This window comes from Enterobacter cloacae complex sp. CARB60, assembly GCF_036487345.1.
Taxonomy (GTDB): Bacteria; Pseudomonadota; Gammaproteobacteria; order Enterobacterales; family Enterobacteriaceae; genus Enterobacter; species Enterobacter asburiae_D.
This window is the reverse complement of sequence record NZ_JAZKLC010000002.1, coordinates 4647888-4670401: the sequence shown is the minus strand read 5'-3', so window position 1 is coordinate 4670401 and position 22514 is coordinate 4647888. Positions and strand designations below refer to the sequence as shown.

23 protein-coding genes are annotated in these 22514 nt (G+C 58.0%); 16 read left to right on the top strand and 7 right to left on the bottom strand.

All coding sequences use genetic code 11. The features are described from left to right. Window positions 1–129 precede the first annotated feature (129 nt). The 4 genes from V4835_RS23480 (at window position 130) to V4835_RS23465 (ending at window position 3848) form a co-directional block, all read left to right on the top strand. A complete protein-coding gene (locus tag V4835_RS23480; protein WP_331413951.1) occupies window positions 130–1752 on the top strand; it encodes an alpha-glucoside-specific PTS transporter subunit IIBC in 1623 nt (540 codons plus the stop codon). Next, window positions 1749–3071 (top strand): 6-phospho-alpha-glucosidase, encoded by a 1323-nt coding sequence (locus tag V4835_RS23475; protein WP_028014947.1) that lies wholly within the window; start codon window positions 1749–1751, stop codon window positions 3069–3071. Before V4835_RS23480 ends, V4835_RS23475 begins: the two co-directional genes overlap by 4 nt. 92 nt (window positions 3072–3163) lie before the next feature. Next, window positions 3164–3511 carry a YidH family protein gene (locus V4835_RS23470; RefSeq protein WP_331413949.1) on the top strand — a complete coding sequence of 116 codons (348 nt, stop codon included), beginning with the start codon at window positions 3164–3166 and terminating at the stop codon, window positions 3509–3511. Beyond that, window positions 3501–3848 carry a DUF202 domain-containing protein gene (locus tag V4835_RS23465; RefSeq protein ID WP_331413948.1) on the top strand — a complete coding sequence of 116 codons (348 nt, stop codon included), beginning with the start codon at window positions 3501–3503 and terminating at the stop codon, window positions 3846–3848. Before V4835_RS23470 ends, V4835_RS23465 begins: the two co-directional genes overlap by 11 nt. An 82-nt stretch (window positions 3849–3930) precedes the next feature. Here V4835_RS23465 and dsdA read toward each other — a convergent pair whose 3' ends face one another. Further along, a complete protein-coding gene (gene dsdA, locus V4835_RS23460; protein ID WP_331413947.1) occupies window positions 3931–5217 on the bottom strand; it encodes a D-serine ammonia-lyase in 1287 nt (428 codons plus the stop codon). 17 nt (window positions 5218–5234) lie between these two features. Continuing rightward, window positions 5235–6572 (bottom strand): D-serine transporter DsdX, encoded by a 1338-nt coding sequence (dsdX, locus tag V4835_RS23455; protein ID WP_331413946.1) that lies wholly within the window; start codon window positions 6570–6572, stop codon window positions 5235–5237. Window positions 6573–6776: 204 nt separating this feature from the next. On the opposite strand from dsdX, the gene dsdC reads away from it, so the two are divergent. Then, window positions 6777–7703, top strand: coding sequence for a DNA-binding transcriptional regulator DsdC (gene dsdC / locus V4835_RS23450; protein WP_331413944.1), 927 nt, complete (start codon window positions 6777–6779; stop codon window positions 7701–7703). An 84-nt stretch (window positions 7704–7787) separates the two neighbouring features. After that, entirely contained in the window at window positions 7788–8876 is a 1089-nt protein-coding gene (locus V4835_RS23445) for a cellulase family glycosylhydrolase (RefSeq protein ID WP_331413942.1), read from the top strand. On the opposite strand, the gene emrD is transcribed toward V4835_RS23445, so the two are convergent. From emrD to tisB, 4 genes are all read right to left on the bottom strand, one after another. Continuing rightward, window positions 8779–9963 (bottom strand): multidrug efflux MFS transporter EmrD, encoded by a 1185-nt coding sequence (gene emrD / locus V4835_RS23440; RefSeq protein WP_032662106.1) that lies wholly within the window; start codon window positions 9961–9963, stop codon window positions 8779–8781. The genes V4835_RS23445 and emrD overlap by 98 nt on opposite strands. Before the next feature lie 175 nt (window positions 9964–10138). Beyond that, window positions 10139–10972, bottom strand: coding sequence for an EamA family transporter (locus tag V4835_RS23435; protein ID WP_331413939.1), 834 nt, complete (start codon window positions 10970–10972; stop codon window positions 10139–10141). A 62-nt stretch (window positions 10973–11034) separates the two neighbouring features. Then, window positions 11035–11481, bottom strand: a complete 447-nt coding sequence (locus V4835_RS23430) for a GNAT family N-acetyltransferase (RefSeq protein ID WP_331413938.1) — start codon at window positions 11479–11481, stop codon at window positions 11035–11037. A gap of 64 nt (window positions 11482–11545) precedes the next feature. Further along, entirely contained in the window at window positions 11546–11635 is a 90-nt protein-coding gene (gene tisB / locus V4835_RS23425) for a type I toxin-antitoxin system toxin TisB (protein WP_047347446.1), read from the bottom strand. A 591-nt stretch (window positions 11636–12226) separates the two neighbouring features. Here tisB and V4835_RS23420 point away from each other — a divergent pair. The 9 genes from V4835_RS23420 (at window position 12227) to V4835_RS23380 (ending at window position 20788) form a co-directional block, all read left to right on the top strand. After that, window positions 12227–12646 carry a helix-turn-helix domain-containing protein gene (locus tag V4835_RS23420; protein ID WP_152537873.1) on the top strand — a complete coding sequence of 140 codons (420 nt, stop codon included), beginning with the start codon at window positions 12227–12229 and terminating at the stop codon, window positions 12644–12646. A 147-nt stretch (window positions 12647–12793) separates the two neighbouring features. Then, entirely contained in the window at window positions 12794–12892 is a 99-nt protein-coding gene (ivbL, locus tag V4835_RS23415) for an ilvB operon leader peptide IvbL (RefSeq protein ID WP_057979964.1), read from the top strand. Window positions 12893–13121: 229 nt separating this feature from the next. Further along, complete coding sequence (ilvB, locus tag V4835_RS23410) at window positions 13122–14810, top strand: acetolactate synthase large subunit (protein WP_331413937.1); 1689 nt, start codon at window positions 13122–13124, stop codon at window positions 14808–14810. A 3-nt stretch (window positions 14811–14813) separates the two neighbouring features. Then, entirely contained in the window at window positions 14814–15101 is a 288-nt protein-coding gene (gene ilvN, locus V4835_RS23405; protein WP_010426528.1) for an acetolactate synthase small subunit, read from the top strand. 125 nt (window positions 15102–15226) lie between these two features. After that, the gene (gene uhpA, locus V4835_RS23400) at window positions 15227–15820 is read left to right on the top strand and encodes a transcriptional regulator UhpA (protein ID WP_063145133.1); all 594 of its coding nucleotides are present in this window, start codon (window positions 15227–15229) and stop codon (window positions 15818–15820) included. Then, the gene (gene uhpB, locus V4835_RS23395) at window positions 15817–17322 is read left to right on the top strand and encodes a signal transduction histidine-protein kinase/phosphatase UhpB (RefSeq protein WP_331413936.1); all 1506 of its coding nucleotides are present in this window, start codon (window positions 15817–15819) and stop codon (window positions 17320–17322) included. Before uhpA ends, uhpB begins: the two co-directional genes overlap by 4 nt. Further along, window positions 17315–18634, top strand: coding sequence for an MFS transporter (locus V4835_RS23390; protein WP_331413935.1), 1320 nt, complete (start codon window positions 17315–17317; stop codon window positions 18632–18634). Before uhpB ends, V4835_RS23390 begins: the two co-directional genes overlap by 8 nt. A gap of 132 nt (window positions 18635–18766) precedes the next feature. After that, window positions 18767–20158 carry a hexose-6-phosphate:phosphate antiporter gene (gene uhpT / locus V4835_RS23385; protein ID WP_063145136.1) on the top strand — a complete coding sequence of 464 codons (1392 nt, stop codon included), beginning with the start codon at window positions 18767–18769 and terminating at the stop codon, window positions 20156–20158. 177 nt (window positions 20159–20335) lie between these two features. After that, window positions 20336–20788, top strand: a complete 453-nt coding sequence (locus V4835_RS23380) for a DUF1198 domain-containing protein (RefSeq protein WP_047646739.1) — start codon at window positions 20336–20338, stop codon at window positions 20786–20788. Here the strand turns inward: V4835_RS23380 and V4835_RS23375 are convergent. Next, a complete protein-coding gene (locus V4835_RS23375; protein WP_331413934.1) occupies window positions 20785–21705 on the bottom strand; it encodes a LysR family transcriptional regulator in 921 nt (306 codons plus the stop codon). The genes V4835_RS23380 and V4835_RS23375 overlap by 4 nt on opposite strands. 187 nt (window positions 21706–21892) lie before the next feature. On the opposite strand from V4835_RS23375, the gene V4835_RS23370 reads away from it, so the two are divergent. Further along, a complete protein-coding gene (locus tag V4835_RS23370) occupies window positions 21893–22504 on the top strand; it encodes a hypothetical protein (protein WP_063145137.1) in 612 nt (203 codons plus the stop codon). The last annotated feature ends 10 nt before the right edge of the window (window positions 22505–22514 follow it).

Here is a 22514-nt window from a genome sequence, read left to right as displayed (position 1 = left end):
CCATGAATGCGATCACGAATCGCAGCGGCACGCCATGTTCGCGCATCAGTAAGTTCTTATGCTCACCTCAGGCCAGCAAAAAACCATAAAGGCCTCTACCCCTACAGGTTGTTTCATGAGGATTTAAAAATGCTCAGTCAAATACAACGTTTTGGCGGTGCCATGTTTACCCCGGTGTTGCTGTTTCCATTCGCCGGGATCGTGGTGGGAATCGCCATCATGCTTCGCAACCCGCTGTTTGTCGGCGAAGCCTTAACTGCCCCTGATAATCTGTTCGCGCAAATTGTTCACATCATTGAAGAAGGCGGCTGGGCGGTGTTCCGCAATATGCCGCTGATTTTTGCCGTTGGCCTGCCGATTGGCCTGGCGAAGCAGGCGCAGGGCCGCGCCTGTCTGGCGGTGCTGATTAGCTTTCTGACCTGGAACTACTTCATTAACGCGATCGGGATGACCTGGGGCCATTTCTTTGGCGTCGACTTCTCTGCCGAACCGACGGCAGGAAGCGGGCTGGCGATGATTGCCGGGATCAAAACGCTTGATACCAGCATCATCGGCGCGATCGTGATTTCGGGCATCGTCACCGCCATCCACAACCGCTACTTCGACAAGCCGCTGCCGGTCTTTCTGGGCATTTTTCAGGGCAGTTCGTTTGTCGTTATCCTCGCGTTCTTCGTCATGATCCCCTGCGCTTGGCTGACGCTGCTGGGCTGGCCGAAAGTGCAGATGGGCATCGAATCCCTTCAGGCGTTCCTGCGCTCTGCCGGTGCGCTGGGCGTGTGGGTGTATACCTTCCTGGAACGCATTCTGATCCCAACCGGATTGCACCACTTCGTCTACGGTCCGTTTATCTTCGGCCCGGCGGCGGTGGAAGGCGGGATTCAGGTCTACTGGGCGCAGCATCTGCAGGAATTCAGCCAGAGTACCCTGCCGCTGAAAACCCTTTTCCCGGAAGGCGGATTCGCCCTGCACGGCAACTCTAAAGTGTTTGGCTCGGTCGGGATTGCGCTAGCGATTTGGTATACCGCGTCGCCGGAAAACCGCGTCAAGGTGGCGGGCCTGCTTATCCCGGCCACGCTCACCGCCGTGCTGGTGGGCATTACCGAACCCCTCGAATTCACCTTCCTGTTTATCTCGCCGCTGCTGTTTGCCGTGCACGCCGTGCTGGCGGCCACCATGGCAACGGTGATGTACGCCTTCGGCGTCGTGGGGAACATGGGAGGCGGCCTGCTGGACCAGTTCCTGCCGCAAAACTGGATCCCGATGTTCCATAACCACGCCTCGACGGTATTCACCCAGATTGGCATCGGCGTCTGCTTCACCGGGATCTACTTCGTGGTCTTCAAAACGCTGATTGCGCGTCTGAACCTGAAAACCCCGGGCCGGGAAGAGAGCGAAATCAAGCTCTACAGCAAGGCCGACTATAAGGCGGCGCGCGGGCAAACCACCGCCCCGGCGGCGGCCAGCCAGCAGGTCGGGCAGGCCGCCGGGTTCTTACAGGCGCTCGGCGGCGCGGCCAACGTCGAAAGCATCAACAACTGCGCCACCCGCTTGCGTATCGCCCTGGTCGATATGGCGAAAACGCAAAGCGATGACGTCTTCAAAGCCCTCGGCGCCCACGGCGTGGTGCGACGCGGCAACGGCATTCAGGTGATTGTCGGCCTGCACGTTCCTCAGGTGCGCGACCAGCTTGAATCGCTGATGAAAACCCCTTTATCGAATGAACAAACCACCCTGACAGAGGCTATATCATGAAAAAATTCTCAGTTGTCATTGCAGGCGGCGGCAGCACCTTTACGCCTGGTATCGTCCTGATGCTGTTAGCCAACCGCGACCGTTTCCCGCTGCGCGCCCTGAAGTTCTATGACAACGACGGCGCGCGTCAGGAGACCATCGCCGAAGCGTGCAAAATCATCCTTAAGGAACAAGCCCCGGAGATTGAGTTCAGCTACACCACCGATCCTAAAGCGGCGTTTACCGATGTGGATTTCGTGATGGCGCATATCCGCGTGGGCAAATACCCGATGCGTGAAAAAGATGAAAAAATCCCGCTGCGCCACGGCGTGCTGGGCCAGGAAACCTGCGGACCGGGCGGGATTTCCTACGGCATGCGCTCTATCGGCGGCGTGCTGGAACTGGTGGATTATATGGAGCAATACTCCCCAAACGCGTGGATGCTGAACTACTCCAACCCGGCGGCGATTGTCGCGGAAGCCACGCGTCGCCTGCGTCCGAACGCCAAAATCCTCAACATCTGCGATATGCCGATCGGCATTGAAGGGCGCATGGCGCAGATTGTCGGCCTGAAGGACCGCAAAGAGATGCGCGTGCGCTACTACGGCCTGAACCACTTCGGCTGGTGGACGTCGATTGAAGACCTGAACGGAAACGATCTGATGCCGAAACTGCGCGAATACGTGGCGAAAAACGGCTATGTTCCGCCTTCGGAAGATGCGCATACCGAAGCGAGCTGGAACGATACCTTTGCTAAAGCAAAAGACGTGCAGGCGCTGGATCCTGACACCATGCCGAACACCTACCTGAAGTATTACCTGTTCCCGGACTACGTGGTCGCGCACTCCAACCCGGAACGTACCCGCGCCAATGAGGTCATGGATCACCGTGAGAAGCACGTGTTCAGTTCCTGCCGGGCGATTATCGAAGCCGGTAACTCCGCTGCCGGTGAGCTGGAAATTGACGAACATGCGTCGTACATCGTCGATCTGGCGACGGCAATTGCCTTTAACACCCAGGAGCGGATGCTGCTGATTGTGCCAAACAACGGGGCCATCCATAACTTTGATGCCGACGCGATGGTGGAGATCCCGTGCCTGGTGGGCCATAACGGGCCGGAACCGCTCACGGTGGGCGATATACCACACTTCCAGAAAGGGCTGATGAGCCAGCAGGTGGCGGTGGAAAAACTGGTGGTGGATGCCTGGGAGCAGCGTTCGTACCAGAAACTCTGGCAGGCGATCACCCTGTCGAAAACCGTGCCGAGCGCGTCCGTCGCGAAAGCGATTCTGGATGACCTGATCGAGGCCAACAAAGAGTACTGGCCAGAGCTGCATTAATCGTCCTGACCGGCATCGCCCGATGCCGGTCTCCTTGTCCTTGTCGATTTACGCTATGCTGAAGCCTGCCCGCAGCACGACAAGGAACCTCCATGAAAATTTCCCGCCTCGGCGAAGCGCCGGATTACCGCTTCTCTCTGGCTAATGAACGCACTTTTTTAGCGTGGATCCGCACCGCGCTGGGCTTTCTTGCCGCTGGGGTCGGTCTCGATCAGCTCGCGCCGGATTTCGCTACGCCGCCGATCCGTGAAGTGCTGGCGCTGCTGCTGTGCCTGTTCGCGGGCGTGCTGGCGATTTACGGCTATCTGCGCTGGTTGCGCAATGAGAAGGCGATGCGTCTGAAGCAGGATCTGCCCTATACGCGTGGGTTAATCATCATCAGCACGATTCTGCTGACGGTGGCGGGCGTGGTAATGGTGCTGGTGTTCTATGGCGGATAGCCGCAAAGCGCGGCGCGAAGCGGACCCCGGCCTGCAGCCGGAGCGGACGTCACTCGCCTGGCTGCGCACGCTGCTGGGGTATGGCGCGCTGATCGCCCTGGCGATTAAGCACAACTGGCACCGCACGGGTATGCCATTCTGGATCTCACTGGTTGTGCTGGCGCTGGTGGCGATTATTTTATGGCGCTATACCCGCAGCCGTAACCTGATGGACGTGGCGCAGAACGATTTTGTCCAGCCGAAGGCGGTGCGGGATAAGTTCCTCATCGCGCTGGCCGTGCTGTCTCTGTCTTTACTCTTTGCAGTTACCCATATTCAGCAAATAGTGAATCTGTAAGCCCGGTGGCGGCTACGCCTTACCGGGCCTACAACTGCCGCGAACCGTAGGCCGGGTAAGGCGCAGCCGCCACCCGGCATAATTACTTCCCTTTCGCCAGATACTTCGCCATCTCGTCTTCCGGCACCATCCCGCCGCCGGTCGCCCACACCAGATGGGTAACGTTGGTATGCGAATGAACGCGCACCGGCCCGGCCATGCCCGCCAGCGCGGACGGTTCCAGACGAATGCCTTCCTCCTGCGCCAGCCAGCCGAGCATGTCGTACATGCTCTGATCGGAAAGCGTATAGAACCCGTCGAGCAGGCGTTCCATCGCGCGGCCCACGAAGCCGGAGGCACGCCCTACCGCCAGACCGTCCGCCGCCGTCACGTTATCAATGCCCAGATCTTGTACCGAGATTTCATCGTGCAGGCCGGTGTACACGCCCAGCAGCATGCACGGGGAGTGCGTTGGCTCCGCGAAGAAGCAGTGGACGTTATCGCCAAAGGCCAGCTTCAGGCCAAACGCCACGCCGCCGGGGCCGCCGCCGACGCCGCACGGCAGGTAGACGTACAGCGGATGTTCCGCATCCACCACGCGGCCCTGTTCGGCAAACTGCGCCTTCAGGCGCTCGCCCGCCACCGCATAGCCCAGGAACAGGGTGCGGGAGTTTTCATCGTCGATGAAGAAACAGTTCGGATCGCTTTCCGCCGCTTTTCGTCCCTGCTCCACCGCTACGCCGTAATCCTGCTCATATTCCACGACGATGACGCCGTGGCTGCGCAGTTTGGCTTTCTTCCACTCGCGTGCGTCGGCAGACATATGCACGGTGACCTTAAAGCCGATGCGTGCGCTCATGATGCCGATAGACATCCCGAGGTTGCCGGTTGAGCCTACCGCAATGCTGTACTGGCTAAAGAACGCCTTAAAGCGCGGCTCCAGCAGAATACTGTAGTCGTCTTCGAGGCTCAGCAACCCGGCTTCCAGCGCCAGTTTCTCCGCGTGGGTCAGCACCTCATAGATGCCGCCGCGCGCTTTAATCGAGCCGGAAATCGGCAGATGGCTGTCTTTTTTCAGCAGCAGGGTGCCGGGAATGGCCTTGCCGGACTCTTTCTCCAGCCGCTTTTGCATCGCCGGAATGGCGACCAGTTCGGATTCGATAATCCCGCCCGTTGCCGCGGTTTCCGGGAAGGCTTTCGCCAGGTACGGCGCGAAGCGGTTGAGGCGAGCGTGCGCGTCGTCCACGTCGGCTTTGGTCAGCCCGACATAGGGCAACCCTTCTGCCAGCGTTGTGGTGCGCGGGTTAAGCCAGGTGGTTTCTTTCAGGGCAATCAGATCCTCAACCAGAGGAAACTGTGCGGTTAAAGTAGTGATAGTTGCGTTTTCCATAATACGTCTCTTCGCGCTCAGATAATGAAAGAAAGCAGGAATGTGCCGCCAAGTGCAAGCACCGAGGCGATAAACGTCGCCGTCGTATAGTATTTGAAGGTCTCATTCAGGGTCGCGCCGCAGTACTGCTTCACCAGCCAGAAGAGAGAATCTGTCACGATCGTGCAGCCAATGGCGCCGGAACCGATGGCAATGGTGATGATCTCCGGGCTCACGTTCGGGTAGAGGGGCAGCATCGGCGCGACTATCGCCGTGGCGCCCATCATCGCCACCGTCGCGGAGCCAACGGCGGCATGCAGCACCAGCGCCACCAGCCAGGCGAGCAGGATAGGGTGCATGTGCAGGTTCGAGAGAATATGCGCCAGCGAGTCCGCCAGTCCGCTGGTTTTCAGGATGGCGTTAAACGCGCCGCCCGCGCCGATAATCAGCAAAATGTTGGCGATAGAGCCGAAGCCGTGCTCGGTGTGCGTCAGCATCGTGCCCATGCCCATATGCTGGCGGATCCCCAGCAGGTAGTAGGCGACAAACACGGCGATAAACATGGCGGTGATCGGGTTGCCGATAAACTCCAGCAGCGTATACAGCGTGCCTTCTTTTGCCATATTCAGCTCGGCGATGGTTTTCACCAGCATCAGGGCAATCGGCAGCAGCACCGTGAACAGCGTGGCGCCCAGCGACGGCAGGGTGTGCTCTTCCCGCACCTTCAGGTCTGAAAATTCCGCCGGAACCGGTTTAAACGGCAGACGATTGCCGAGCAGTTTCAGGAACAGCGGGCCGCCGACCAGAGAGGCCATCAGGCCTACCATCAAACCGTAGACAATGACCGTTCCGACGTCCGCCCCTAATTTATTGGTCACAAACAGTGCCGCAGGATGCGGCGGCACCACGCAGTGCACCGCCATCAGCGCGGTACAGAGCGGAATGGCCAGCTTGAGCAGCGACGTGTTGGTCTTTTTGGCGATGGAAAACGCCAGCGGGATCAGCAGTACCACACCCACCTCCACGAACAGCGTAATGCCGCAGATAAGGCCCACCAGCACCATAATCGCGTCCGCCGACAGCCAGCGGCAGCGCTGCAATGCGATCCCGATGCGCTCGGCCGCGCCGGAGACTTCCATCATTTTGCCGAGAATGGTGCCCAGACCAATCACCGCCGCCAGGAAGCCCAGCGTACCGCCAATTCCGCTCTCAATGGCGTTCACCATATCCAGCGGGCTCATCCCCATCATCGCGCCGACGAAAAAGCTCGCCAGCAGCAGCGCGAGGAACGGGTGAAACTTCAGTTTTACGATGGTTAAAACAATCAACACAATGCTGACCAGCAGCGTTGCCACAACCCAGACCTGAGATCCCATATCTCACCTCACCCTTATGTCATCTGGGGGTATTGGACGAAAAAACGGCGTGGGCTGACAAACGATATAAATTGGCGTTCAGATGAGCCAGATTGGATCAACTGAGTGACTGCGCTCTAAAAAGCGCACTTAATCCGTATTAGGTTCACATAAATTCACCCTTAAACGGTATGCTGAGCGCAGAAACTACGCGCGAGAATTGTGATGACCGATACAAATGAAGCCAGAAACCGGCTGCTAAACGGCTGGCAGCTGTCGAAAATGTATACCTTTGAAGTCGCCGCCCGGCATGAGTCCTTCGCCCTGGCGGCGGAGGAGCTGTCGCTCAGCCCCAGCGCGGTGAGCCACCGCATCAACCTGCTGGAAGAGGAGCTGGGTATTCAGCTGTTTGTTCGCTCGCACCGTAAAGTCGAGCTGACGCAGGAGGGAAAGCGCGTTTACTGGACGCTGAAATCGTCCCTCGACACCCTGAATCAGGAGATCCTGGACATCAAAAACCAGGCGCTCTCCGGCACGCTGACGTTGTACTCCCGCCCGTCGATTGCCCAGTGCTGGCTGGTGCCCATGCTGGGGGACTTTACCCGCCGCTATCCGTCGATTTCACTCACCATTCTGACCGGTAATGATTACGTCAATATGCAGCGAACGGGTGTCGATCTGGCGATCTATTTCGACGATACGCCGCCAAACCACCTCTCTCATCACTTCCTGATGGACGAGGAGATTTTGCCCGTCTGCTCACCGCAGTACGCCCGCGAGCATGAACTGCTGAAAAACCCCGATAACCTCAGCCACTGCACGCTGTTGCACGATCGTCAGGCCTGGAGCAATGATTCCGGTACGGATGAGTGGCTGAGCTGGGCGCAACACTTTGCGGTGAATATGCCGCCATCGTCGGGCATTGGTTTCGATCGTTCCGACTTAGCGATTATTGCGGCCATTAACCACGTCGGCGTCGCGATGGGGAGAAAGCGGCTGGTGCAGAAGCGGCTCGAGCGGGGCGAGCTGATCGCCCCGTTTGGTGAAAAGACCCTGAAGTGTCATCAGCACTACTATATCTCGACGCTTTCTGGCCGTCAGTGGCCGAAAATAGACGCCTTTATCGGCTGGCTGAGAGAACTGGCAGGTTGAAGAATTATTACGCTTTCGCTCTACACCAAATGTGAAAAAGCGTGCTAAATACAGGTAATGCTTTCGATTTATCCAGGGTAAACCGTGTTAAAGCCTTTTATTGCCTCTGCGTTACTGATCTCTTCCGGCTGGGCGATTGCCGCTGAGCCGCCGCTGACGGCTGCCCATTATGCGCAGCAGCTGGGCGTCGGGATGGACGTGGACTGGGCGCGCACCGAACGCGGCATACGCGAATTCGACCCGCTGGTGGTTCGCGATTTTCGTGCAAAAGGCATTACCCACGTGCGCATCCGCGTGGCCGATGAGCCGACGGAAGCGCGGCTGATCCACCTGCGCAAGCTGGTGGAGGCCTGCGAGCAGTATGGCGTGATCCCGATAGTCGCTTATCAGGCCGATGAATATAAAAACGACCCTAAAGCCGATAACGAGAAAGAGACGATCAACTGGTGGATTGCCGTGGCGCACTATTTCGGACAGAGCTACCCGCTGCTGGGCTTTGATCTCATCTACGAACCCGCCGACAAGCTTAACCATAACCTCGCATCGCTAAACCGCGTGTATGAAAAAACCATTAAAGCAATCCACGACATTGACCCGCAGCGCATGATCTTTATTGCGCCGCGCCTGCGTGCCGCGCCGGAGGATTTATCCAGCCTGAAGCTGCCTGCGCACAGTCAAAATTTCCTGCTGGCGGAGTGGCATATTTTCCCGTGGGGGCCGCTGAAAAATAGCGGTAAATACCCGTGGACGTCCGGCACGGCGGCGGAGAAAGCGGCTATCCATAATCGCATCACTACCGCGCTGCGCTGGCAGCAAAAAACCGGGCACGTTAGCTGGGTCGGGGGCTGGGGCGTGGGGGAGTCAAACCACCTCACGCCAACCGCTTCGCAGCTGGCCTTCACCACCTTTATGGCCTGCGAGCTGCAAAAGGCGAAAATCCCGTATGCGCTTAACGCGGATTTCCAGTTTTACGACGGAGAAGAGGGAGCCTGGCGGCCCGCGCCAGAGCCGTTATTGCAGGCGATGATTGCGCCCGTCTGTGAAAAGCCCGGCGAGAAGCCGGGCCATCATGCGGTTAAACCGGCTGCTCGTGATGCGGGACACGCGACGCCAGCGGCAGCCAGCACAGTAAAATCAGCAGCCCCATCAGCGTCATCAGCAGGCCCAAACTAGCCTGCCCGGTCTGCGGCATCATGGCCGAGAGCCAGGCCAGCGCGCCGGAGCCGATATTCTGCAAACCGCCCACCAGCGCGCCCGCCGTGCCTGCGAGGAACGGGAACGGCTCCATCGCGCCGCTGGTCGCCAGCGGGAACAGCATTCCCGCGCCGAAGAAGAACAGCGCCGCCGGGATGAGCAGCGTCCAGACCGACATCACGTCAAACAGCCCCGGGATCCACATCATCAGACCCGCCAGCAGACAGCTGATCACCGACTGCCACATCAGGGTGGAAAAGCGTTTGTTCGGGCGTCCGGCAAACCACGCGCCGAAGAACGCCGCCGGGATCGGCAGAATAAACAGAATACTCACGACCATGCTGCTCAGACCCAGCCCCGCGCCCAGCAGCACGCCGGAACAGGCTTCGAACACCGCAATGCCCGCCAGGCCGCCGATCAGCATCAGCAGGTAGCAGGTAAACGATCCGTTACCGAACAGCGTTTTATAGCTGGTGATGAGCTTCGTGCGCGGCGCGTCCTGCGGGCGCGTTTCCGGCATCCAGCGCGCCATGCTGAAGGTGACAATGATGCACAGCACCAGCAGGAAGGCGTAGCAGGCGCGCCAGGACCACATCGTGTCCAGCAGGCCGCCAATCAGCGGGGCCAGCAGCGGGCTGACCAGAATACCCATATTCAACAGGCTGTTGGCATGACGGAGCTGGGTGCCCTGATACATATCGCGCGGTAAGGTACGCGCCATCACCCCGCCGACGCCTGTCCCGACGCCCTGCAGGGCGCTGGCGGCAATCAGTACGGTCAGGCTATGGGTGGTTATCGCAATGACGGTCGCCACCATGAAAATGCTCATGCCCACCAGGATCACCGGGCGACGCCCGACGCGGTCGGACAGCGGACCGTAGAAGAGCTGCGAAACGCCATAGGTCAGCAGGTAGGCTGCCATCACGCTCTGCACCGCGCCCTCGCGGACGTTCAATTCCTTTGCCATGTCGGCGATCGCCGGAATGTAGATGGTTTGCGCCATCTGACCGACGGCCACCAGTAACACCAGCATCAACAATAAGTTAACGTTCCTTTGTTTTTTCATGTCGCTGAATACTTTTGCCAAAAGAGAAAAATGAAGAATAAGTGACTACGCATTCCCATAAATGCGCGAGGAATCTACCACAGAGAGATGACAATTTAAGCATTGTCGTGGTGAATGAAAAAACCGGGAAAGGCAGGATTTGTAAACAAGAACGGCAACTAATGTTGCCAGTGATTTACGCCAGGCGCAGCAGAATAGCGCCGCCGGCAATCCCCAGCGCCGCCGCGATGCGCAGGCCTGCAACCTTCTCTTTTAAAAGGACAAACGCGATCAGCGCACCAAAGAGTATGGAGGTTTCACGCAGCGCCGCGACCACCGCCAGCGGTGCCTGCGTCATGGCCCAGAGCGCCAGACCGTAAGAGCCCATGGTGCCAACGCCGCCGAGTAACCCCTTTTTCCAGTGCAGGCGCAGGTAGCCGGACGCCTCGCGCCGACGCGCCACCATCGCCCAGCTCAGCAGGCAGAAGCCGTTCATAAAGAAGGTCCACAGCGTATAGCCCAGCGCGGTGTCCGACAGCCGCACGCCGGTGCCGTCCACCAGCGTGTAGCCTGCGATGAAACAGGCGTTCAGCAGCGCCAGCCAGACCCCTTTGCGTGACTGCATACGGCCATTCATCGCCATAATGAGAATCGACAGGCAGATCGCGCCAATGCCGGACCAGGCGAGCCAGGAGAGGCTATCCCCGAGCGCCAGAACGCTGATCAGCGCCACCAGCAGCGGGGCGGTACCGCGCATCAGGGGATAGGTCTGGCTCATATCCGAGACCTGATAGGTTTTGGCAACCAGCACCGTATAGACCACCTGCAATGCGCAGGAAACAATCAAAAACGGCCAGCTTGCAGCAGATGGCTGTGGGGAAAACGGCAGTAAGACCAGAGCGATAACCGTGGCGGAGCCGCTGACGCTTATTGCGGAATAGAGCTTGTCCGTTCCGGCTTTAACGATGGCGTTCCAGCTGGCATGCAGCAGCGCGGCGAAAAGCAAAATGCAGAATACGGTGATGGTCATGGCGTATCGGGTGATGAATTGTCACTCAACTGTAACATTCACATCCTGAGGCTGCCAGCCGGTTACACCGCACAAAAAAGGCGGTGCGTCACCCGCGGTTCGTCTGAGACCAGCGTAAAACCCGCTTGATGATAAAACCCGTAGGCGCTGCCCGGCGCATGGGTATTCAGGAAATCAAACCAGATGCTGGCATCGGCCATGACCACGGTCAAAAGCTGTTTGCCGATGCCCAGCCCGCGGCACTTCTCGCTGACGTAGAGATGGCGAATGCGCCCGGCACGCGGCTGCAGGCTGAACGGATCGCGATTCAGACCACACACGCCCACCAGCTTGCCGTTGAGAAACGCACCCAGCAGCTTTTCACCCGGCGCGTTAAAGCGGTTCTCACCACGCTGCCAGTTCTCTTCCAGCCTGCGCAGCATGTTGAAATTCAATGCGATACTTTCCGCCTTCAGGGCGATATACCCCGGCTCATCCGGTGTGACAGGCTCAATTAACAGACGCGACATAGCATTCCCTCGTTATTAAAGAGGGGCGGTTGCCCGCCCCTCTCAGGTGCGACTTGAACCTGAATCAGCGAATGAATTTCAGGACAGCATCAAGCAGTTGCAGTACAGCAACAATGAGTTTGAGGATAAGTATCACCATATCCACTACGCTCATACGCGTCTCCTTTTGGTTAAAAGGAGCACGATGCTGGCGTACCTTTCCGCCGCCTGTTGCCAGCACCTGGATTGACGTAACACAGTGTGCTCACTTCAGGGGGTTAAGGCACTGACGGCACCACCCGTTTCAGCCAGGACTTCGTTGCGCCGGTAGAACTGCGGCCCCCTCGCTCACTGCGAACACCCTCAGTATAGATAAATACTGTATGCATGAACAGTATTTTTTGGACAAAATCAGGAAGGCGATCCATACTCAAAAACGTCAAAATCCGTGCCGGAATTGCGCGTTCGTCTTCGATCGCGTATACTTTTTGCGTTGACGTAACACAGTGTGTTCTGCGGCGACCAACCGCAAAACCCTGATAAAAACCTCGCTTAGGCGGGGTTTTTTGTTTTCTGGTCTGCCCATAAAAAGATGCCTGTTGACTTATTGGCAATGCGTGTCATCATTGCCATAATGGCAACGGACGCGGCAGGCATGCAGTATGCATTTAATCTCTATGAAAGCTATTTGGGATGCGGTAACCCAGTTTCCCCAGCATAAGGAATATGACCGTTTTACGGAGAAACATCGCACTAAGGGGAAGAAATGATGATCGTCGCTGATGCAATGAAAGCTACGCATGCCCTTGTTGCGGCCGTTCCTTTACTGGGTGAACAGCCGAGCGAGAAAGATTATAAGGATGCGCTTGAGCTGGTTGAGTATCTCCTTATGAACGAGCCCGATAGCCCCTTGCTGGATATTGTGTGCGCCAGGATTAGCCGTTACGAAGCCAGTCGGCCAGAGATAGTCGCATTACGCAAGGAGATGGAGTCCGTTCCCGTCGGTATTGCGGTTTTAAGAACCTTGATGGATCAGTACAACCTGACGATATCGGATTTTCAGGATGAAATTGGCAGTAAATCAATGGTTTCACGGGTTCTGAATGGCCAGAGACAGCTTACTCTGAACCATATTAAAAAGCTGGCGGCCAGATTTGGGGTATCACCTGCTCTGTTTATTGAGTGAGTAAAAACTGAATTTTTGAGTGTCATTACTCAACAAACGAAACGTGATCCCTGACGCATTTTTGCGCAGATGAAAATATTTCCATTGTCACGCCTGAAAACCTGTGTTTGTATAAATTCAATCAATGATTCCAAACACAGGTCCCCAATGACTTCATCCATCTTCACTTCGACCCTACTAAAAACTGCGCAACCTGCCGCAGTGGTCGTCGTGCGTGTGGTGGTGGTCGTCGGCAATGCGCCGTAGGGACTGGATCAACACACGAATCCAAAACCCCGCCGGCGCAAACCGGGCGGGGTTTTTCGTTTAGGACCCCTCCCGGATACGCTAAGTAGTTCGGGTTGCAGGAAGGCGGCAAGTGAGCGAATCCCCGGGAGCGTACACAGGTACGTGACTGGGGTGAGTGAACGCAGCCAACGCATCTGCAACCTGAAATACGACGCGTAACGTCGGCTCAGAAGAAAAGGACTGGAGCATGGCAAGTTCGGGCACAACATCCACCAAGACGCGTTTTACTGGCGCGCAGCTGATCGTTCATCTGCTGGAACGACAGGGCATCACCACCGTTGCGGGCATCCCTGGCGGCACGGTGCTGCCGCTGTACGATGCGTTAAGCCAAAGCACGCAGATCCGCCACGTGCTGGCGCGTCACGAGCAGGGGGCCGGCTTTATCGCTCAGGGCATGGCGCGTACGCAGGGTAAACCGGCGGTCTGTATGGCCTGCAGCGGCCCGGGGGCGACCAACCTGGTCACCGCTATCGCCGACGCGCGCCTCGACTCCATTCCGCTGATTTGCATTACCGGCCAGGTGCCGTCTTCGATGATCGGTACCGATGCGTTCCAGGAAGTGGATACCTACGGCATCTCTATCCCCATCACCAAACATAACTATTTAGTTCGCGATATCAGCGAGCTTCCTCAGGTTATCAGCGATGCGTTCCGCATTGCGCAGTCTGGCCGTCCGGGCCCGGTGTGGATAGACATTCCTAAGGATGTCCAGACCGCAGAGATTGAGATCGACGTTCTGCCGGAGCCGGGCGAGCGTGCCCCCGCGCCGGAATTCAGCGCTGAGAACGTGCGCGACGCCGCCGCCATGATTAACGCCGCCAAACGCCCGGTGCTCTATCTGGGCGGCGGGGCGATTAACGCTGCGGATGAAATCCGTCAGTTTGCGGAAAAAGCCAACCTGCCGACCACCATGACCCTGATGGCGCTGGGCATGCTGCCCAAAGCGCACCCGCTCTCTCTCGGCATGCTGGGCATGCACGGCGCGCGCAGCACCAACTACATCCTGCAAGAAGCGGATTTGCTGATTGTTATGGGTGCACGTTTTGATGACCGGGCGATTGGCAAAACCGAGCAGTTCTGCCCGAATGCGAAGATCATTCACGTGGATATCGACCGCGCGGAGCTGGGTAAAATCAAGCAGCCGCACGTGGCGATTCAGGGGGACGTGGCGGAAGTGCTGGCGCAGCTGATCCCGCAGACGGACGCAGCCGACCGCGCCGACTGGCGTCAGCTGGTGGCCGATCTGCAGCGCGAGTTCCCGGGCGCCATCCCAACCGAAGGCGACCCGCTGAGCCACTACGGGCTGATCAACGCCGTGGCCGGCTGCGTGGACGACAGCGCCATTATCACCACCGACGTGGGCCAGCACCAGATGTGGACCGCCCAGGCCTACCCGCTGAACCGTCCGCGCCAGTGGCTGACATCCGGCGGTCTCGGCACCATGGGCTTTGGCCTGCCCGCAGCCGTGGGTGCGGCGCTGGCGAATCCGGACCGCAAGGTCATCTGCTTCTCCGGCGACGGCAGCCTGATGATGAACATTCAGGAAATGGCGACCGCGGCCGAAAACCAGTTAGACGTGAAAATCATCCTGATGAACAACGAGGCGCTGGGGCTGGTGCACCAGCAGCAGAGCCTGTTCTACAAGCAGGGGGTGTTTGCGGCGACCTATCCGGGGATGATTAACTTTATGCAGATTGCCGCCGGTTTTGGCCTGCATACCTGCGATCTGAACGCGGAAGAGGATGCCCACGCGGCGCTGCAGGCGGCGATTTCTCGCCCAGGCCCGGCGCTGATCCACGTGCGTATCGACCCTGAACAAAAAGTGTATCCGATGGTGCCGCCGGGTGCGGCAAATACTGAGATGGTGGGAGAATAAGCCATGCAGAAACAACATGATAACGTCATTCTGGAACTCACCGTCCGCAACCACCCTGGCGTCATGACCCACGTCTGCGGGCTCTTTGCCCGCCGGGCGTTCAACGTGGAAGGCATTCTCTGCCTGCCGATTCAGGGCAGCGAGCACAGCCGCATCTGGCTACTGGTCAACGACGATCAGCGGCTGGAGCAGATGATGGCGCAGATCGACAAGCTGGAAGACGTGACCAAAGTGGCGCGCAACCAGTCCGACCCCACCATGTTTAACAAAATTGCGGTGTTTTTCGAGTAAATCCCTTAAGGTTACAGGCTTTTGCCGGATGGCGCTGCGCTTATCCGGCCTACAAGGACTTTACACGTAGGCCGGATAAGGCGTTTACGCCGCCATCCGGCGTATTCACGCATCAGGATCAAACCATGACCACCATCGCTCTCATCGACGACCACCTTATCGTCCGCTCCGGCTTTGCCCAGCTTCTGAACCTCGAACCGGATTTTCAGGTCGTGGCCGAGTTTGGTTCCGGCCGCGAGGCGCTGGCGGGCCTGCCGGGGCGCGGGGTGCAGGTCTGTATCTGCGATATATCGATGCCCGATCTCTCCGGGCTGGAGCTGTTAAGCCAGCTGCCAAAAGGGATGGCGACGATTATGCTGTCGGTCCACGACAGCCCGGCGCTGGTCGAGCAGGCGCTCAACGCGGGCGCGCGCGGCTTCCTCTCTAAACGCTGTAGCCCCGACGAACTGATCGCCGCGGTGCGCACCGTCTCCACCGGCGGCTGCTATTTAACGCCGGATATCGCCATCAAGCTGGCGGCCGGAAGGCAGGACCCGCTCACCAAGCGCGAGCGCCAGGTTGCGGAAAAACTCGCGCAGGGGATGTCGGTGAAAGAGATTGCCGCCGAGCTGGATCTGTCCCCGAAAACCGTGCACGTTCATCGCGCCAACCTGATGGAAAAACTCGACGTCAGCAACGACGTGGAGCTGGCGCGCCGCATGTTCGACAGCTGGCAATGAGTCCCGTCTTTTCGCGGCTGATCGCCGTTGTCGCCAGCTTTTTTATCTTCTCCGCCGCCTGGTTCTGCCTGTGGAGCATCAGCCTGCACCTGGTGGAACGCCCCGAGCTGGCGGTGCTGCTGTTTCCCTTCGGCCTGCGTCTGGGGTTAATGCTCCAGTGTCCGCGCGCCTACTGGCCGGTTTTGCTCGGCGCAGAGTGGCTGATGCTGGTCTGGCTGGCGCAGGAAGTTGCCCTCGCGCACTTGCCCTTATTGATGACCGGAAGCCTGCTCACGCTTCTCCCGGTTGCGCTCATTTCCCGCTACCGCCACCAGCGCGACTGGCGCACGCTGCTGCGTCAGGGGGCGGCGCTGATTGCCGCCGCGCTGCTGCAGTCGCTTCCGTGGGTCGGCGAGAAGGAGATGCTCAACGCCCTGCTGCTGACCCTCACCGGCGGCCTGACGCTGGCCCCAACCTGCCTCGTGATCTGGCACTACCTCACCAGCACCGTCTGGCAGCCGCTCGGCCCGGCGCTGGTTTCTCAACCGGTGAACTGGCGCGCCCGGCACCTCATCTGGTATCTGCTGCTGTTTGTGGTGAGCCTGTGGCTCCAGCTTGGCCTGCCCGCCGAGCTTTCACGCTTCACGCCGTTTTGCCTGGCGCTGCCAATCATCGCCCTGGCCTGGCACTACGGCTGGCAGGGGGCGCTAATAGCGACGCTGATGAACGCCATCGCGCTGATTGCCAGCCAGACCTGGCACGATCATCCGGTGGACCTGCTGCTTTCCCTGCTGGCCCAGAGCCTGACCGGGCTGCTGCTCGGCGCGGGCATTCAGCGCCTGCGCGAGCTGAACCAGTCCCTGCAGACCGAGCTGGCGCGCAACCGCCGTCTGGCTGAGCGTCTGCTGGAGACGGAAGAGAGCGTGCGGCAGGAGGTGGCCCGCGAGCTGCACGACGATATCGGCCAGACCATCACCGCCATTCGCACCCAGGCGGGCATTGTCCAGCGCCTGGCGGCGGAAAACGCGGGCGTTAAGCAGGGCGGGGCGCATATCGAACAGCTTTCGCTGGGCGTCTATGACTCCGTTCGTCGCCTGTTAGGACGGCTGCGCCCGCGCCAGCTCGACGACCTTACGCTTGAGCAGGCGGTGCGTTCCCTGATGCGCGAGATGGAGCTGGAAAGCCGCGGCATTGTCAGCCATCTCGACTGGCGCATTAACGAGCCTGCGCTCAGCGAAGGCCAGCGCGTGACGCTGTTCCGCGTTTGTCAGGAAGGGCTGAACAATATCGTCAAGCACGCCAGCGCCAGCGCGGTCACCATCCAGGGCTGGCAGCAGGACGATAGCCTCAAGCTGGTGATTGAAGACGACGGCTGCGGCCTGCCGCCGGGTTCCGGCCAGCAGGGCTTTGGCCTGGCGGGCATGCGCGAGCGCGTGAAGGCGCTCGGCGGCACGCTGAACATTTCCTGCACCCACGGGACGCGCGTCAGCGTCAGTTTGCCGTTAAGGACGCACCATGTTTAAAACCCCTGCCAGCGCCGCGCCGATAGGCGACAAAGCGGAAATCGACTCCCGCTACCGCTACTGGCGTCGCCATATCCTGATGACCATCTGGCTCGGCTACGCGCTGTTCTACTTCACCCGCAAAAGCTTCAACGCCGCCGCGCCGGAAATCCTCGCCAGCGGCGTGATGACGCGTACCGATATCGGCCTGCTGGCGACGCTGTTTTACATCACCTACGGCCTGTCGAAGTTCTTCTCCGGCATCGTCAGCGACCGCTCCAACGCGCGCTATTTTATGGGCGTTGGGCTGATCGCCACCGGGGTGGTGAACATCCTGTTTGGCTTCTCCACCTCGCTCTGGGCCTTTGCCCTGCTGTGGGCGCTGAACGCCTTCTTTCAGGGCTGGGGCGCGCCGGTCTGCGCCCGCCTGCTCACCGCCTGGTATTCGCGCAACGAGCGCGGCGGCTGGTGGGCAATCTGGAATACCGCGCATAACGTCGGCGGGGCGCTGATCCCGATGGTGGTGGGTGCCGCAGCGCTGCACTACGGCTGGCGCGCGGGGATGATGATTGCCGGAGGCCTCGCGATTGTCGCCGGGCTGTTCCTCTGCTGGCGCCTGCGCGACAGGCCGCAAACCGTCGGCCTGCCGCCGGTGGGAGACTGGCGGCACGACGAGATGGAGATTGCCCAGCAGCAGGAAGGAGCTGGGCTGACCCGCAGGGAGATCCTCACCAAATACGTGCTGAAAAACCCGTACATCTGGCTGCTGTCGCTCTGCTACGTGCTGGTCTACGTGGTGCGCGCGGCGATCAACGACTGGGGCAATCTGTACATGTCCGAGACGCTCGGCGTGGACCTGGTGACCGCTAACTCGGCGGTGACGATGTTCGAGCTGGGCGGGTTTATCGGCGCGCTGGTGGCGGGCTGGGGGTCGGATAAGCTGTTCAACGGCAACCGTGGCCCGATGAACCTGATTTTCGCCGCCGGGATTTTGCTCTCCGTCGGCTCGCTGTGGCTGATGCCGTTCGCCAGCTACGTGATGCAGGCGGCGTGCTTCTTCACCACCGGCTTCTTCGTCTTTGGCCCGCAGATGCTGATCGGCATGGCGGCGGCGGAGTGTTCCCACAAAGAGGCGGCAGGCGCGGCGACGGGCTTTGTCGGGCTGTTCGCCTACCTTGGCGCATCGCTCTCCGGCTGGCCGCTGGCGCGGGTGATCGACGTCTGGCACTGGAGCGGGTTCTTCGCGGTGATCGCCATCGCGGCGGGGATCTCCGCCCTGCTGCTGCTGCCGTTTTTGAACGCGCAGGCGCCGCGCGAGGTGAGCGAAGCGTGATGCGTCTCACCTTTTCACCCCGAATAGCGCAAAACTAGGAAATTTTCCCGGTTTTACCTGGACGCTGTCTCAGGCATCTCTCCCGGCTGATTTTTACAATGCTGCAAAAATCAGCTCAGGAGTAACTCAGTCATGCTGGCCTTCTTAAACCAGGTGCGCAAGCCGACCCTGGACCTGCCGCTCGACGTGCGGCGCAAAATGTGGTTCAAACCGTTCATGCAGTCCTATCTGGTGGTCTTCATCGGCTACCTGACCATGTACCTGATCCGCAAAAACTTTAACATCGCGCAGAACGACATGATCTCAACCTACGGGCTGAGCATGACGCAGCTGGGGATGATTGGCCTGGGCTTCTCCATCACCTACGGCGTGGGTAAAACCGTCGTTTCCTACTACGCGGACGGCAAAAACACCAAGCAGTTCCTGCCGTTTATGCTGATCCTCTCCGCTATCTGTATGCTTGGCTTCAGCGCCAGCATGGGCACCGGCTCCGTTAGCCTGTTCCTGATGATCGCCTTCTACGCCCTGAGCGGTTTCTTCCAGAGTACCGGCGGGTCGTGCAGCTACTCCACCATCACCAAATGGACCCCGCGCCGCAAGCGCGGTTCCTACCTCGGCATGTGGAACATCTCCCACAACCTCGGCGGGGCGGGTGCGGCAGGCGTGGCGCTGTTTGGCGCAAACGTCCTGTTCGACGGCCACGTGATCGGCATGTTTATCTTCCCGTCGATTATCGCCCTGATCGTCGGCTTTATCGGCCTGCGCTTCGGCAGCGACTCCCCGGAATCTTACGGCCTCGGCAAAGCTGAAGAGCTGTTCGGCGAGGAGATCAGCGAAGAGGACAAAGAGACCGAAGAAAACGAGATGACCAAATGGCAGATCTTTGTTGAGTACGTGCTGAAAAACAAGGTGATCTGGCTGCTGTGCTTCTCAAACATCTTCCTCTACGTGGTGCGCATCGGTATCGACCAGTGGTCGACCGTGTATGCCTTCCAGGAGCTGAAGCTGTCTAAAGAAGTGGCGATTCAGGGCTTCACCCTGTTCGAAGTGGGCGCGCTGGTCGGCACGCTGCTGTGGGGCTGGCTCTCCGACCTCGCCAACGGCCGTCGTGCGCTGGTGGCCTGCGTCGCGCTGGCGCTGATTATCGCCACGCTCGGCGTCTACCAGCACGCCAGCAACCAGTACGTTTACCTGGCCTCCCTGTTCGCGCTCGGCTTCCTGGTGTTTGGCCCGCAGCTGCTGATCGGCGTGGCGGCAGTGGGCTTCGTCCCGAAAAAAGCGATCGGCGCCGCCGATGGGATTAAGGGCACCTTCGCTTATCTTATCGGCGACAGCTTCGCCAAGCTGGGCCTGGGGATGATCGCCGACGGCACGCCAATTTTCGGCCTCACCGGCTGGGCGGGCACCTTCGCGGCGCTGGATGCCGCAGCCATCGGCTGTATCGTCCTGATGGCGATGGTGGCGGTGCTGGAAGAACGTAAGATTCGCCGTGAGAATCGTGCGCAGAAATTAAAAGCAGCCTGAGTGTGCAGGTAACTTCTTTGCCCGGTGTGTGATGCCGGGCTTTTTTACATTTACGCCGAAGGCGTTAATTCCTCATATCCCATTCTTCAACATCTTTTCAGTTCACTATTATGGTTCTGCCCGCTGTTGACGCCCTGCGTTTCCCGCTATGATGAGCGGCTATTCTAAGGAGAACGCATGGTCTGGATAATGCTGGCAACGCTTGCCGTGGTGTTTGTGGTGGGATTTCGCGTCCTGACTTCGGATTCCCGCCGCGCCATCAAACGATTAAGCGAACGGCTGGGGATCACCCCAATGCCGGTCGAGTCGATGATTGACCAGTTTGGCAAAACGTCGGGCAATGAGTTTATCCGTTATCTTGAACGCCCCGACGAGGCGCATCTGCAAAACGCCGCGCAGGTGCTGTTGATCTGGCAGGTCTGCATTGTCGATGGCAGTGAAGAGAATCTGCATACATGGCACCGTATGCTGCGTAAAGCCCGCCTTGCGGCACCCATTACCGATGCGCAAATTCGTCTGGCGCTTGGCTTTATGCGCGAAATGGAGCCCGATCCGCAGGAGCTGAACGCCTTCCAGCTACGCTATAACCAGCTCTTCCTGCCGGAAGAGGGTGTGTTTTACCTGCATTAAGCCGTTTTTCCGCACAGGATATTTTGAGCGTTAAGAATCTCTTCTCTGTTTTCATTGAGGCGGGTGGCGGCATAGATATCTATGTTTAACCTTTTTGCCTCCGCGTCCGTGAGTTCACGGTAGCAAAGTCCTTCCTGATTAAAGGTGCATTTCGACTGAGGCAGCAGCGCAAATCCTTTCCCTCTTGCGATACGGCTTAGCATCACGAGGGTATCATCCGGCTCTTTTATCCGCCTCAGCGGCGTTTTCAGCGTATCAAAGTAGCTTTCGCATTTGTCATAGAATGACGGGTTAGCGCTTCGCGAAAACCAAAAAATCGGGAGATCGCTAATATCCTCCAGCGCGACTTTCTCTTTCAGGCTGGCAGGATGTAAAGAGGGCATTGCGATGAGCAACGGTTCCTGGCAGACCCAGCGGTATTGAACAATGTCTTCATGACCCGTTCCTTTTTCACCGGTCAGCACCAGATCCAGCATATTTTTAGACAAGCTTTGCAGCAGTTGGGCTGACGTCAGGTCCGGCGTTTCGACATCATCTCCCGCGTTCATTTTTTGAAGCTGGGTATTCACGGGTTCAATATATTCAAAGTTAAGCGTCCGCGTGAGTCCGATACGCAGGCTCGATTCAGAAGAGAGAGGATCTTCTTTTAGATTGCTGATGTCTTTAAGTATTTTTTCTGCCTGAACAACCAGCGCACGACCTGCTTCAGTGAGGCTAACGTCATGCGTGCTGCGGCTGAACAACTGACGTTTCAGAACCGCTTCAAGGCACTTTATCTGACGCGTCAACGGTGGTTGAGTCATGCGTAGACGTTCGGCAGCCTTACGGAAATTCAGTTCATGTGCAACAGCGAGAAAGCATTGTAATTGTTTGATACTGGGCAGGTTATTGCTGATTAAATGTTCTGCTGTGGCCATACGTGAGTCCTGAATGCGAAAAGGTATTTAGTCTTTTTTCGATTTCGATATTACACGCTAAATGCGGGCAGCAAAACCCGTTTTAACAGTAATACCAAAAATATATTACAAATTTAACAATTCCAATTGTTTCCTGTATTGATAAATTTCTATCCGAATCCTCACTCAATCAATATTCGGAGTAATTATGTCGTCTAAATATGTACTGGTATCACGCTTCCCATTAAAAAATGCTTTTTCTGAAAAAGAATTCACTTCATTAAAAAGCAATGAAAACGTTCGCTACTATTCCTGTGAAGAAAACGGTGTTAATGAATTGCTGGAACTGCGCGCGTTCAACGATATTAAAGAGATTGCGTGGGTTGAGAGTGAAATGGACTCCATGTTCCATCGTTTCTCTGATGTTCTTTCTGCCGATATTCGTCGCGAATTACTTAAGTTTGTTGAATCCCCGATCGATAATAAAAAGAACTTACCAGAATCAAATTATATCCAGCTTCGTCACGTTGAAGTGCCTGCGCATAACTATCAGCAGTACCGTCAGTGGCGCGATGAAACCATTTTTAATGTGGTAAGAGATAACAAAGATAAGATTGAAAGTTTCGAAGCGTTTCATTCTCTGATCAGTGGCGTTCCGGGCGTAATGTTTATCTCCTCATTCAACGGTGATAAAGCAGCATATAAAGAAGCATTTACTAATGCGCGTTACCAGGAAATCATCCAGCAGGCCGGCGACAACTTTATCACTGGCGGCAATGATGGCCTTTATACGCGTATCTACCGTGCTTGCTGTTGTTGAGGAACACTGA

What these genes read in the sequence shown, in the direction of transcription:
- V4835_RS23370 (WP_063145137.1), top strand. Translation starts at nt 21,893, where the DNA reads ATGTCGTCTAAATATGTACTGGTATCACGCTTCCCATTAAAAAATGCT.
- tisB (WP_047347446.1), bottom strand. Translation starts at nt 11,635, where the DNA reads ATGAGCGTAGTGGATATGGTGATACTTATCCTCAAACTCATTGTTGCT.
- V4835_RS23430 (WP_331413938.1), bottom strand. Translation starts at nt 11,481, where the DNA reads ATGTCGCGTCTGTTAATTGAGCCTGTCACACCGGATGAGCCGGGGTAT.
- dsdA (WP_331413947.1), bottom strand. Translation starts at nt 5,217, where the DNA reads ATGGAAAACGCAACTATCACTACTTTAACCGCACAGTTTCCTCTGGTT.
- V4835_RS23420 (WP_152537873.1), top strand. Translation starts at nt 12,227, where the DNA reads ATGATGATCGTCGCTGATGCAATGAAAGCTACGCATGCCCTTGTTGCG.
- V4835_RS23435 (WP_331413939.1), bottom strand. Translation starts at nt 10,972, where the DNA reads ATGACCATCACCGTATTCTGCATTTTGCTTTTCGCCGCGCTGCTGCAT.
- V4835_RS23390 (WP_331413935.1), top strand. Translation starts at nt 17,315, where the DNA reads ATGTTTAAAACCCCTGCCAGCGCCGCGCCGATAGGCGACAAAGCGGAA.
- dsdC (WP_331413944.1), top strand. Translation starts at nt 6,777, where the DNA reads ATGACCGATACAAATGAAGCCAGAAACCGGCTGCTAAACGGCTGGCAG.
- ilvB (WP_331413937.1), top strand. Translation starts at nt 13,122, where the DNA reads ATGGCAAGTTCGGGCACAACATCCACCAAGACGCGTTTTACTGGCGCG.
- V4835_RS23375 (WP_331413934.1), bottom strand. Translation starts at nt 21,705, where the DNA reads ATGGCCACAGCAGAACATTTAATCAGCAATAACCTGCCCAGTATCAAA.
- V4835_RS23380 (WP_047646739.1), top strand. Translation starts at nt 20,336, where the DNA reads ATGGTCTGGATAATGCTGGCAACGCTTGCCGTGGTGTTTGTGGTGGGA.
- V4835_RS23465 (WP_331413948.1), top strand. Translation starts at nt 3,501, where the DNA reads ATGGCGGATAGCCGCAAAGCGCGGCGCGAAGCGGACCCCGGCCTGCAG.
- V4835_RS23470 (WP_331413949.1), top strand. Translation starts at nt 3,164, where the DNA reads ATGAAAATTTCCCGCCTCGGCGAAGCGCCGGATTACCGCTTCTCTCTG.
- uhpB (WP_331413936.1), top strand. Translation starts at nt 15,817, where the DNA reads ATGAGTCCCGTCTTTTCGCGGCTGATCGCCGTTGTCGCCAGCTTTTTT.
- V4835_RS23480 (WP_331413951.1), top strand. Translation starts at nt 130, where the DNA reads ATGCTCAGTCAAATACAACGTTTTGGCGGTGCCATGTTTACCCCGGTG.
- ilvN (WP_010426528.1), top strand. Translation starts at nt 14,814, where the DNA reads ATGCAGAAACAACATGATAACGTCATTCTGGAACTCACCGTCCGCAAC.
- dsdX (WP_331413946.1), bottom strand. Translation starts at nt 6,572, where the DNA reads ATGGGATCTCAGGTCTGGGTTGTGGCAACGCTGCTGGTCAGCATTGTG.
- uhpA (WP_063145133.1), top strand. Translation starts at nt 15,227, where the DNA reads ATGACCACCATCGCTCTCATCGACGACCACCTTATCGTCCGCTCCGGC.
- ivbL (WP_057979964.1), top strand. Translation starts at nt 12,794, where the DNA reads ATGACTTCATCCATCTTCACTTCGACCCTACTAAAAACTGCGCAACCT.
- V4835_RS23475 (WP_028014947.1), top strand. Translation starts at nt 1,749, where the DNA reads ATGAAAAAATTCTCAGTTGTCATTGCAGGCGGCGGCAGCACCTTTACG.
- emrD (WP_032662106.1), bottom strand. Translation starts at nt 9,963, where the DNA reads ATGAAAAAACAAAGGAACGTTAACTTATTGTTGATGCTGGTGTTACTG.
- uhpT (WP_063145136.1), top strand. Translation starts at nt 18,767, where the DNA reads ATGCTGGCCTTCTTAAACCAGGTGCGCAAGCCGACCCTGGACCTGCCG.